This is a genomic window from Pseudogracilibacillus sp. SO10305, assembly GCF_037072005.1.
Taxonomy (GTDB): domain Bacteria; phylum Bacillota; class Bacilli; order Bacillales; family Amphibacillaceae; genus Pseudogracilibacillus; species Pseudogracilibacillus intestinigallinarum.
The window spans coordinates 230,669-242,898 of record NZ_JAXHDE010000001.1; the positions used below are offsets into that span (position 1 = coordinate 230,669).

Below are 12,230 nucleotides of genomic sequence, written 5' to 3' on the forward strand. Positions count from 1 at the left end.
TACTATTCATTTTTTCGTCCTAGTTGTGTTATCTTACATAACATTGTAAACTAAAAGTTACATATTTTATATAAAATGTTGGGGGAACTATACATGAATTTAAATGAAGCGTCACAAGAGAACTTAAAGTTTTTGTTAGAACAACTTAGTGAACGACTCGGTGTTGCCAATCGCGCTCTTTTCGATGATGAAGATTATGATTTAGAACGTTATGATCACTTAAAATTCCTTTACGACCATGTTGTACAAACTGGAAAATTAAGTCCTCAAGAGACGGCAGCATTTGTAGATGAGCTACGTTCTGTCCGAAAAGGTTCATAAAAGATAAAAGGCAATCATGATACATGGTTAGCCTTTTATTTTTGTTTTAACCTCTCTAACATACTTTTTGCCGCTTTTTGTTCTGCTTCTTTTTTTGTCCTACCAATCCCAATTGTTTTATTCTTTCCATTTACAAGCAATTGCGCCTTAAATTCCTTCGCATGTGAAGGTCCTTTCTCCTCGACAATACAATACTCGATTTTACTCCCTTTTTCTTTTTGCACAACTTCCTGAAGCTGTGTTTTATAATCCATCCCATGTGAAAAAGCATCAGCTGTTATATGTGGAAAAATATGCTTTTCTAAAAATTGTTGGCAACTAGCCATTCCTTGATCTAAATATAATGCGCCTAAAAAAGCTTCAAACACGTCTGCAAGTAATGCTTGACGATGTCTTCCACCGGTGCGCTCTTCCCCTTTACCGAGCAAAATATATTTATGTAATTTTAAAATATTAGCAAAATAATATAATGATTCTTCACAAACAATATTTGCTCGTAACTTTGTCATTTCTCCTTCTTTCATATTCGTATACTTTTTAAATAAGAAATCTGAAACGGCTAATTCTAGTACAGCATCACCTAAAAATTCTAATCGTTCATTATCTGTTAAACGTTTTTGTTGATGCTCATTCACATACGATGAATGGGTAAATGCTTGCGTTAATAATGCATCGTCATCAAATTGTATCGATAATTCTTTTTTTATTTGTTCCATATTCACTGTCATCCCTCCTTTTTTCATTGATAAAACGAAACAGGTTGAGACATAAGTAATTACGAAAAGTCCTAAGTTACTTCGTCTCAACCTATTAAGTTCGAACATTTAACGCCCTTTATGTATGTAAATAAGGACTGTTCATACATTATTGGTTGTTTGCAATATATGAAACCGCATCTCCAACTGTGTTAATCTTTTCAGCTTCTTCATCTGCAATTTCAATGTCAAATTCATCTTCAAGTTCCATTACTAATTCAACAACGTCTAATGAGTCCGCATCTAAATCATCTCTGAAAGAGGCTTCCATAGTTACATCTGCTTCATCAACATCAAGTTGTTCAACGATAATTTCTTTTACTTTTTCGAATACTTCTGTCATCCCTTTCACCTCCCTCCAATAGTATATTGTAAATCACGAAAAATTACTACCTTTACATTACCATTCCACCATCTACATGAATCGTTTGTCCAGTAATATATTTGGATTTATCAGATGCTAAAAATGTTACAACATTTGCAATATCTTCAGGCTCTCCTAATTTTTCTAAAGGTATAGTCGCTAACATTGCTTCCTTCTGTTCTTCTGTTAATATATCTGTCATATCAGTCGTTATAAATCCTGGTGCAATCGCATTGACTAAAATATTACGCGAAGCTAATTCTTTAGCAGTCGATTTCGTCAATCCAATCATTCCTGCTTTTGCAGCTACATAGTTCGCTTGTCCCGGATTACCACTTACCCCGACTATTGATGCAATATTAATAATACGTCCTTCTTTTTGTTTCATCATTTGTCGTGTTACTGTTTTTGTACATAAAAACGCACCTTTTAGATTCGTTTCAATAACATCATCAAAGTCTTCTACTTTCATTCGCATTAATAAATTATCACGTGTAATACCAGCGTTATTTACTAAAATATGCAATGCACCGAAAGTTTTTGTTACTTCCTTTATCATCGCCTTTACATCATCTTCATTCGCGACATTTGCCTTTATTTTGATTGCTTCTACACCTAATGCTTTTATTTCTTGCACAACTTCTTCTGCTTTATCTTCACTACCTGCATAGTTTACAGCAATGTTCGCACCTTGTTTCGCTAATTCCAATGCGATAGCACGACCGATTCCACGAGAAGACCCTGTTACTAACGCTATTTTCCCTTGTAACATTTATGCTTCCTCCCTATACCATTCTAAAAACTTTTCAAATGATGCAACATCTTGAATTGCAAATGTTTTTGTTTTACGGTTAATTTTTCGAACGAGTCCACACAATACTTTACCAGTCCCTACTTCGACAAATGCATCCACATCTTCTTTTAACATATTTTCAATTGATTGTTCAAATCGGACTGGTGAATATAATTGTTTTAATAATAACTGCTTCACTTCTACCCTTTGCGTAACAGGTGCCGCTGTAACGTTCGCATATATCGGCATATACGCCTCTGTAATCGTTACTGCATCTAAATGTTTAGCAAATTCTTCATTCGCCGGTTGCATTAATCTAGAATGGAATGGTCCACTTACATTTAAAGGAATCACGCGTTTTGCACCTTTTTCCTTTAATAGTTCGCTCGCTTCATCCACTCCTTCTTTCGATCCCGAAATAACTATTTGACCAGGGCAATTTAAATTAGCAATATCTACGATTTCATCTTCAGTAACTTCTTCTAATGCTGTTGCGATTTCTTCCTCTGACATACCTAATACAGCCGCCATCGTTCCTTTTCCTTTAGGAAATGCTTTTTCCATTAAGTTGCCACGTGTTTTCACTAATGGCAGTGCTTCTTCTAACGATATTGCACCAGCTGCAACAAGGGCACTATACTCTCCTAAACTATGTCCAACAGCCATTGTTGGTTGAATGTTCTCTTTTGCTAACAGTGCATAAACAGCAATACTATTTAATAATAAAGCTGGTTGAGCATTTTCTGTTTCCGTTAATGTTTCCACAGGTCCTTGAAACATTAATTCTGTTATATTTGTATGTAAAATATCATTTGCTTTGTCATAAATTTGTTTCACTTCGTCAAAACTATCATATAATTCCTGTCCCATTCCTACTGCTTGTGAACCTTGGCCAGGAAACATTACTGCAATCTTTTTCATTTATTTTTCCTCCTCGTCTACTTGCAATGTTGCAATCGTTTCACTAATTGTTTTTACCATATTTTGTTCTACCATCTCACATGCTTGTAAAATCGTATGGTAGATTGCTCGTTCATTGGAAGAACCATGTGATTTGATAACCGGTGCTGCTAATCCAAATAACGATGCCCCACCATATTCTGGATAGTCTAATGCTTCTTTTAATTGTGATAGGTCTTTTTTTATTAATCCTGCAGCTAATTTTGTTTTTAAGGATGATGTTAATGTCCCTTTTAACAACTTCATTACATGAAGCGCCGTTCCTTCAATGGACTTTAATGTAACGTTTCCACTAAAACCATCTGTGACGATTACATCTGCGACACCATCTAATAAATCACGTGCTTCCACATTGCCAATAAAATTAATTGGTGCTTCCGATAAAAGTTCATACGCTTTCTTTGTTAGCGCGTTTCCTTTACCGGTTTCCGTTCCAACATTTAATAATGCAACACGTGGACGTTTAATATGACGGACTTTTTCACAATAAATCGAGCCCATCACACCGTATTGTAAAAGATTCTTTGGTGTAGCATCTACGTTTGCACCTGCATCTAACAATAAAAAGCCATGTTGATCAATCGTTGGAAGTGTTGGACTTAATGCGGGGCGTTCGATTCCTTTAATTCGACCAACGCCAAATAAACCAGCAACGACAAGAGCACCTGTATTACCAGCAGATATACATGCATCTGCACGTTTTTCTTTTACTTCATTCGCCATTAATACGACAGAAGCCTGTTTTTTACGACGAACAGCACGAATAGGTTCGTCATCTGCTTCTATCATTTCTTCTGTATGGATAATATTGATTCGCTCCCCATCCGTTAAAAATGAACGGATTTTAGCTTCGTCCCCAATCAATGTTATTTCTAAGTCTTGTTTATCTTTTATTGCTGCCATTGCACCTTCTACGATTACTTTTGGTGCATGATCCCCACCCATAGCATCTAATGCTAGCTTCATGATTTAACCACCTTTTCCTTCGGTTTCGAACGATACATATAAAATATACCTGAAAATACTAATTCTTGTTTCACATAACTATGTACTACGACAATTGTAATGCCATTATTTTGCACTTCTTTTACATTTGCTTTCGCGACAACTTGTTCACCAAGTTTCACTTGTCTCTTAAACGTTATTTCGGATTTTGTCGTTAATGCTAGCTCATCATTAATTAAAGCGACGGCTAAAGAGTTTGCTTGGGCAAATAAATGATGCCCTCTAGCAATTTTATTTCGTGAAAAAACTTGTTCTTTTTGAATCGTCATCGTAGAAATCGCACGTTCATCTAATTCTAAATCAATGACATCCCCAATAATTTCCTCTACTTGTAAAGCACGAACTGTCTCGTTCCATTGATTTGTTGCTACGGATTTTATTCGCTCTCTCAGTTCAGGAATAGATAATTCTAAACGATCTAATCGGATTGTTTGTATACTTACATGAAAATAATTTGCTAACTCTTCATCCGTAATAAATGGTGTCGCTTCTATTTTTTCGACTAATTGTTTTTGTCGCTCTGCCTTTTTCAATTTCATCTCGACCACATCCATCTTACAGTAATTAAGACTAGGTACTAATAGTAATATATATGATGACGTATAATAATGCAAGAAACTTTTTTTAATCAAATTGCTTGATATCGATTTGTTTTTCCACTACATTTCGCATCATTTCGTATTCCTCATTTTCAAACAGTAAATTATGACGAATAATTTTTTGTGCATCATTTCTTGCTACTTCTAACGCTTTATAGTCATGAACAATATCAGCCACTTTAAACTCTGGCAATCCACTTTGTTTTTTTCCGAAAAAATCCCCAGGTCCACGTAGTTTTAAATCTTCTTCTGATAATTTAAATCCATCATTCGTTTCCGTCATAATTTTCATTCTTTCCTGACCAACTTCGCCTTTTGGGTCTGCTATTAAAATACAATAACTTTGCTTGTCTCCACGTCCAACACGTCCACGCAATTGATGCAATTGTGATAAACCAAAACGTTCTGCATCATAAATAACCATAACTGTTGCATTCGGTACGTTCACACCAACTTCAATCACAGTTGTCGCTACTAATATTTGAATATCATTGGCTAAAAATTGCTTCATGATGGACTCTTTTTCATCATTTTTCATTTTACCGTGTAATAGCCCGATATTTATATGTGCTGGATAATAGGTTTGCAACTGCTCATATAATGCAACAGCATTCTGATAATCTAATGCTTCAGATTCCTCAATAAGTGGCGAAACGATATATGCTTGCTCCCCTTGAGCAATTTTCTTTTGAATAAATGTTAACACACGATCTAACATATCATCCTTTACCCAATATGTTTCAATCTCTTTTCTTCCCTTTGGTAATTGCTGAATAACAGACACGTCCATATCTCCAAAAGCTGTAATCGCTAATGTTCTTGGGATAGGCGTTGCTGTCATAAATAATACATCTGGTTGTAAACCTTTTTCTCGTAATGTCCTTCTTTGCTCTACACCGAATCGATGCTGTTCATCAATAATAACTAATCCTAAAGAATGAAACATAACTTCTTCTTGAATTAACGAATGTGTACCGATAACAACATCGACCTCATTTTGTGCAATACTTTCTAAAACAGCAGTGCGTTTTTTTCCTTTAATTGAACTTGTTAGAAGAGCAACACGTAAATTCGGTAATAATTGTTGTATCGATTCATAATGTTGTTCGGCTAAAATCTCCGTCGGAACCATTAATGCACCTTGAAAACCTGCTGTCACCGTTCCTAGTAAGCTAATCGCTGCAACAACGGTTTTCCCTGATCCAACATCCCCTTGTAGCAATCGATTCATTTGCATCGGCATTGTCATATCTTTTAAAATTTCTTCCAACGCTGTTACCTGTGCATCTGTTAATACAAATGGTAAGGTTTTCATAAACTGTTCTAGTCTTTCTCGATTTATTTGTTGTGCTACCCCACCGACTTCGAGCTGATTGCGATGTTTTAAATAATTCATCTTTAATTGGAATAAAAGAAACTCTTCATAAATGAGCCTTCTTCGCGCATGTTTTAAAGCATTTTTGTTTTCAGGAAAATGCAACGAATAAATCGCTTGCTGAATGGACGGTAATTTATATGTTTCTAAATAAGATGGAGGTAAAATCTCCTTCACTTCTTGAATATAATTTTCGACTGCTTGTGTAATAAATCCTTTTATTCTCGCTTGTTTTATATTGCCTTTAACAGAATATATGGCCTGAATGGACACTTCATCACTTGGTTCGCCAACTTTATAATGGCTTACTGTAATTTGCAATCGATGTGCATCCCACTTTCCCGTTAATGTAACAACTGTTCCTTGAAGTAATTGTTTTTTGGCAAAGGCACGATTGAACATAACTACATTCACCGCAAATTGTTCCACTTGAACATTAAAAGATAATCGCGATTTTTTACGACCGAAATAAGAGACAGTCGGATCATGCAAAACTGTACCTACTATTGTCACCGTATCATCATGAACTAATTGATCTAACGGTTTTACTTCTGCTATATTGTATCGATATGGAAAATAATATAATATATCTTCAATTGTATGTAAATCCATTAAGGCGAGGTCCTCTTTTACCTTTTCTCCTACACCTTTCAATATATCAACAGATTTTTCTAACAAACTCTATTCACTCTTTCTATCTACAGATATCATTTATTCAAATTGTATATTCATCTTTTTATTTATGTCATTTTCCCTTTATCAAGAACCTATAAAAACATTGTACTTCTACGAAACTCCAAACTTAATCTTCCTATATTATACCAAGTGAAAATATAATTTGATATAAAAAACTTGAAATTGCATACGAAAAATAAGCCGGGCAAAAATTAAAATCAGAGTCGTGTTCTCGTTCGATAAAAGGAGGGAAATCATGTATTTAACTGAAGTGTGTAACAAAAAGACAAATAAAAAGAGACGTTAGTACAATATTCCACTAACGTCCCTTGTATATGCTATCCTTTTGTTCGTATGTCGTTCATTCTACCAAAATTCTATTATTCTACCATGAAAATGTACGCATAGATTGGTTGATTTCCTTCATGTACTTCAATTTCCACATCTTCAAACGTCTCTTCTACAAAAGACTCGATATTTTCTATTTCGTCCTCTGTTACGTTCTCACCGTAAAACAACGTAATTAACTCATCTTCATCCTCATCGACAATCTCTGCTAACAATGCCTGAATCGTATCAAGTTGATTATCTTTCGTTACTTTAATCGTATCATCATTTAAACCAATATATGCACCTTGTTTAATTTCCATGTTGTTAATAACAGTATCTCTCGTTGCATACGTAACAGAACCTGTTTTAATATCTTGCATCGCTTCTAACATCGCTTGTTCATTTTCTTCGTTAGAAAAAGATTCGTCATATGCTAATAATGCACTAATACCTTCTGGTACCGATTTTGTCGGAATAATCATAATCGATTTATCAGAAATTTCCTTTGCTTGATTTGCTGCTAAAACAATGTTTTTATTGTTCGGTAAAATAAATGTATGTGCTGCATTCGTTTTTTCAATTGCTGCTAACACATCTTCAGTACTTGGGTTCATCGTTTGTCCACCTTCGATGATCGTCGTAGCACCAATACTATTAAATGTTTGTGTAATACCTTTACCAAATGCAACCGTTATAATGCCAACATCAATTGGATCCTTCACTTCTGCATTCTCTTGTTCGACAATATGTTCATATTGTTTACGCATATTCTCAATATCAATACGATCTAATTCTCCATATTTTTGTGCGATAGACATAACCTCTCCTGGTGTTTCAGAGTGAATATGTACTTTCACAATATCGTCTGTCGTAGCAACAAGTAAAGAGTCACCATACTGTGCTAACGTATCACGAAATTCATTTTCATCAAATGCATCTGATGTTATTTCCACGAAAAATTCAGTACAATAACCTTTTTCAATCGAATCTTTACTAATAAAAGATTGTACAGATTTTTCGTGTTCGTGTTTGATTAATGCTTCCACATCCATTTCAGGTTCTGGCAATGCTTCTCCCTTTAACATGGCTAAAAACCCCTCATATACAGTAACGAGTCCTTTACCGCCCGAGTCTACAACACCTACTTCTTTTAATACTGGTAATAGTTCAGGTGTATGATCTAAAGAACGGTTCGCTTCTTTAATTACTGTTTCCATAAATGGTACGAAATCATCTTCCGTCTCTGCATGAGTTAACGCAAATTTTGCAGTATCTTTCGCTACTGTTAAAATGGTCCCTTCAACAGGATTTGCTACTGCCTTATATGCTACATCTACTCCTGCTTGTAAACCCTCGGCAAACTGTTTCGTATCGATTGTTTCTGTTTGTTCTAATGCAGCACAAAAACCTCGGAAAAGTTGCGATAAGATAACGCCCGAGTTCCCACGTGCTCCCATTAATAATCCTTTTGAAAATGCTTTTAAAACTAATTCCATCGATGGTGATTCTTCTAATTGTTGAATAGATTGAACTGCTGATTGCATCGATAAGTTCATATTCGTCCCTGTATCCCCATCTGGTACCGGGAAAACATTCAATTTATTAATCATATCTTTATTATTCGATAAATTTCTTGCTCCCATTTGAATCATCTGTATGAGAATGGAGCTATTCAGTAATTTCATTTTTCTTAACCCTCTCCTAAATATATGTAAACGACATATTAAAATCTACTTCTTACATTGTACATATTTTTTATCATAAGTGAAACAATTCATCTTTACAAGTGACAATATTTCCTATACTATTTATTTACTACATTTTTTCAAGGATGATTTATTTACAATTGCAAAATAATGTCCATTGTGATAAATTATATAAGGTATGTATAGACACATATGCAGTTAGGAGGGATTCGTATGTCAAGAAAATGTGTTGTTACTGGACGTAAAACTGGAACTGGAAACCACCGTTCACACGCTATGAACGCTAACAAACGTAAATGGAAAGCGAACGTACAAAAAGTTAGAATTATGGTTGATGGAAAGCCTCAAAAAGTATACGTTTCTGCACGTGCTTTAAAATCAGGAAAAGTTGAACGTGTATAATCGACTTTTTATACAAAAATAGACGCCATCGTCTTCATGACAATGGCGTCTATTTTTGTTGCTTTATAATGTGAATTTCTGTAACATTTCTTGTAGTTCTTGTCCGACTAAACTTAAGTCATGACTTGCACTTGTAACATCTTCCATTGCACTACTTTGCCCCTCAATACTCGTGACAGTTTTTTTCGTGTTTTCCATTACTGTATTAGTGATTGATTCTACTTGTTTCATGACATCATTCACCTGTTCACTTGTCGCCGCCATCTGTTGTGTTGAAGCAGATACATCTTGCATTTCATTCGTTACACGTTGAACACTCATAATAATTTCTTCAATTGCTTTTGTCGTATGTGCCGCAATATCGATTCCAGTCTCTGATTCTTGTTTTCCTTTATCCATCGTTACAACAGCTTGTTCGACATCCACATGAATTGTTTGAATTAATTGAGAAATTTCTTCTACAGATTGTTTCGATTGATCTGCTAATGTACGTACTTCTTCGGCAACTATGGCAAATCCTCTACCATGTTCACCTGCTCGAGCCGCTTCAATTGCTGCATTTAGTGCTAACAAATTCGTTTGTTCCGCTATGTTAGTAATCGCATATAAAATTTCTTCAATACGTTTAGATTGGGTTACCAATCGTTGAATCACTTTTTCAATATCTTGATTTGTATCGTTGATTGCCTGCATTTGTGTGACAACTTTTTCAATTGTTTCATGCCCTGCTTGTGCTTCTTCTAACACTTGGACAGAAGAGTCTGTTGCATTAATTGCAGCACTTGCAATTGTTTCAATACCGGTATTCATTTCCTGCATATTCATAGCAGTCTGTTCGACATAATCATGTTGTGTTTGCGCACCGGTAGATAATCCTTCCATTAATTGTTCCATTTGGCGGTTCGCTTCCAATGATTGATCAGCACTTGCAAACAGTTCTTCAGATGAGGCAGCAACAAGCTCAGATGTTGTCGCTACTTGAGTCATAACATCTTCTAATTCTTTTACCATTACCTCGAAGGATTTACTTAATTGACCAACTTCATCTTGCCGATTATTTGGTAATGAAGTAATTTGTTCACTTGCTGCTTTTAGATTACCGACTGCAATTTTTTCCGCAATATCTTTAATTGTTTGCAATGGACGCATTTGTTTTAACACATAATATAATAATCCTAAAGATGTAACGATAAAAATAACGACAAATACAATTAAAACAATAGGCAATACTTTTTTCATTACATTGTCCGTAATTGTTTGTACTTTTTCTGCACTAATATCAACAGCAATAATACCGACAGCATTTCCATTTTCATCTTCCAACGGGGCTAATGCGGTTAAAAAGTCCCCATATACTTCATTTTCCCGTATTTCAGTAGAAATGATTGCACCATCTAAAACAGATTGTAATAACTCTGGACTATATGTCGTTGTTTCCTCTTTGATTGCTGTTTGAATTTCAGCATTTTCTGGTTGACCATTAATCATAACATATGACTTATCATCCTCTAACGAAATTGTATATACGTACAGTAAATCCGCTTTTTCGCGAAAATCATTCATTGATGTCTTTAGATTTATGTACACCTCATCATCTTTTTGCTGTTCTAAAAATTGTTTATATGACGGAACATCAATATAATTTTTACTATTTTCAACAGCCTCTTCCGCATATAAAGCTAATGTCCTCTCTGTCGAAACTTTTCCCATGTATTGAAGTAAAATAATTCCAGCAACCATTAATAAGAAAATCATACTTAAACTAATAGCAACAATTTTTATTGCTAAACTTTTCCTATTCCACTTAATCTCCACTTATAAACACTCCTTTATACCTAATATAGTTAATTTATATAGTAAACAATGACTATTATACATCTGAATTCTATAAATTCCAGTAATGTAAAATAGAAAAAAAGTTCTGAATTTACTGTAAAAATAGTGAAATAGTATGAAATAAATAAAAAAGCCACACTTCTTTGTAGCGTCCTAAAAGAAGTGTAGCTTTATTGTATGTGACAAATATATAATTGTTTCAAACTAAATATGAAAATAAATGATATGACCTGAACGAAACAAGCACGACATTGAAACTTACATCATATAATTCCTCTTCATTCTTTTTTCCATATATTGATGAATAATTTCACTATATTGCTCATAAACCGCGGCAATTTTATCGTATAAAATTTCATTTATTTGCCTCCTCCATCGTTCAAGTTAGCTTGACATTTTTTCTACTAATATTGTATGTACATAGCTATCTTTTAGAACAATGGAAGTAAAATTAATCTAAAGTTGCTTGACGAATTGCTGTAATCGCTGCTGCACGATCTTCCTTATTATACACTGCACTTCCAGCTACAAGGACGTCAGCCCCTCTATCCGTACATAATTTTGCAGTGTCTACATTGACACCACCATCAATTTCAATTTCAAATGAATATCGATGTTCCTTCCGCAATGTATGTAGTTTTTCAATTTTTGGAAGTACTTCATGAATAAATGATTGTCCACCAAAACCTGGATTAACTGTCATAATTAATACCATATCAACATTTGATAATATTTCTTCAATACTAGATACAGGAGTTGCTGGATTTAGGACGACTCCCGCTTTTACTCCATTATCTTTAATTAATTGAATTGTACGGTGTAAATGTCGACAAGCCTCTTGATGAACCGTAATAATATCAGCCCCTGCTTTAGCAAATGCAGGAATATATTGATCTGGTCGTTCAATCATTAAATGAACATCTAAAGGTAATGTCGTAATTGGACGAATGGCATCTACAATAAGTGGACCAATAGTAATATTTGGTACAAAATGGCCATCCATCACATCAACGTGAATATAATCTGCTCCACCACGTTCCACATCTTTTATTTCTTCCCCTAATTTTGCAAAATCTGCTGATAATATCGAAGGTGCTATTTTTGTCATC

The 12,230-nt window shown here is 34.6% G+C and carries 13 protein-coding genes; 2 read left to right on the plus strand and 11 right to left on the minus strand.

Annotated features, from left to right (window positions below; genetic code table 11):
• The first annotated feature begins 93 nt into the window (after window positions 1-93).
• The gene (locus tag SPD45_RS01240; protein ID WP_336265761.1) at window positions 94-321 is read left to right on the plus strand and encodes a DUF1128 domain-containing protein; all 228 of its coding nucleotides are present in this window, start codon (window positions 94-96) and stop codon (window positions 319-321) included.
• A gap of 35 nt (window positions 322-356) precedes the next feature.
• Here the strand turns inward: SPD45_RS01240 and rnc are convergent, their stop codons facing one another.
• From rnc to SPD45_RS01280, 8 genes are all read right to left on the minus strand, one after another.
• Window positions 357-1,043, minus strand: a complete 687-nt coding sequence (gene rnc, locus SPD45_RS01245) for a ribonuclease III (protein ID WP_336265762.1) — start codon at window positions 1,041-1,043, stop codon at window positions 357-359.
• 142 nt (window positions 1,044-1,185) lie between these two features.
• A complete protein-coding gene (gene acpP / locus SPD45_RS01250; RefSeq protein WP_336265763.1) occupies window positions 1,186-1,419 on the minus strand; it encodes an acyl carrier protein in 234 nt (77 codons plus the stop codon).
• 52 nt (window positions 1,420-1,471) lie between these two features.
• Complete coding sequence (gene fabG, locus SPD45_RS01255) at window positions 1,472-2,212, minus strand: 3-oxoacyl-[acyl-carrier-protein] reductase (RefSeq protein ID WP_336265764.1); 741 nt, start codon at window positions 2,210-2,212, stop codon at window positions 1,472-1,474.
• A complete protein-coding gene (gene fabD, locus SPD45_RS01260; RefSeq protein ID WP_336265765.1) occupies window positions 2,213-3,154 on the minus strand; it encodes an ACP S-malonyltransferase in 942 nt (313 codons plus the stop codon).
• Window positions 3,155-4,159: a phosphate acyltransferase PlsX gene (plsX, locus tag SPD45_RS01265; protein ID WP_336265766.1), complete on the minus strand. Its 1,005-nt coding sequence runs from the start codon at window positions 4,157-4,159 to the stop codon at window positions 3,155-3,157.
• On the minus strand, window positions 4,156-4,737 hold the full coding sequence (gene fapR, locus SPD45_RS01270; RefSeq protein ID WP_336265767.1) for a transcription factor FapR: 582 nt from the start codon (window positions 4,735-4,737) through the stop codon (window positions 4,156-4,158). Before fapR ends, plsX begins: the two co-directional genes overlap by 4 nt.
• An 85-nt stretch (window positions 4,738-4,822) precedes the next feature.
• Window positions 4,823-6,850: an ATP-dependent DNA helicase RecG gene (gene recG, locus SPD45_RS01275; RefSeq protein WP_336265768.1), complete on the minus strand. Its 2,028-nt coding sequence runs from the start codon at window positions 6,848-6,850 to the stop codon at window positions 4,823-4,825.
• 377 nt (window positions 6,851-7,227) lie between these two features.
• Entirely contained in the window at window positions 7,228-8,862 is a 1,635-nt protein-coding gene (locus SPD45_RS01280; protein ID WP_336265769.1) for a DAK2 domain-containing protein, read from the minus strand.
• Between the two features lie 234 nt (window positions 8,863-9,096).
• On the opposite strand from SPD45_RS01280, the gene rpmB reads away from it, so the two are divergent.
• A complete protein-coding gene (gene rpmB, locus SPD45_RS01285) occupies window positions 9,097-9,285 on the plus strand; it encodes a 50S ribosomal protein L28 (protein ID WP_336265770.1) in 189 nt (62 codons plus the stop codon).
• A 63-nt stretch (window positions 9,286-9,348) separates the two neighbouring features.
• Here rpmB and SPD45_RS01290 read toward each other — a convergent pair whose 3' ends face one another.
• The 3 genes from SPD45_RS01290 to rpe all read right to left on the minus strand — a co-directional run bounded on the left by SPD45_RS01290 (window position 9,349) and on the right by rpe (window position 12,229).
• On the minus strand, window positions 9,349-11,100 hold the full coding sequence (locus tag SPD45_RS01290; RefSeq protein ID WP_336265771.1) for a methyl-accepting chemotaxis protein: 1,752 nt from the start codon (window positions 11,098-11,100) through the stop codon (window positions 9,349-9,351).
• A gap of 299 nt (window positions 11,101-11,399) precedes the next feature.
• Window positions 11,400-11,480 carry a stage V sporulation protein SpoVM gene (gene spoVM, locus SPD45_RS14370; RefSeq protein ID WP_442961977.1) on the minus strand — a complete coding sequence of 27 codons (81 nt, stop codon included), beginning with the start codon at window positions 11,478-11,480 and terminating at the stop codon, window positions 11,400-11,402.
• A 92-nt stretch (window positions 11,481-11,572) separates the two neighbouring features.
• Window positions 11,573-12,229: a ribulose-phosphate 3-epimerase gene (rpe, locus tag SPD45_RS01295; RefSeq protein ID WP_336265772.1), complete on the minus strand. Its 657-nt coding sequence runs from the start codon at window positions 12,227-12,229 to the stop codon at window positions 11,573-11,575.
• Window position 12,230: the final 1 nt, after the last annotated feature.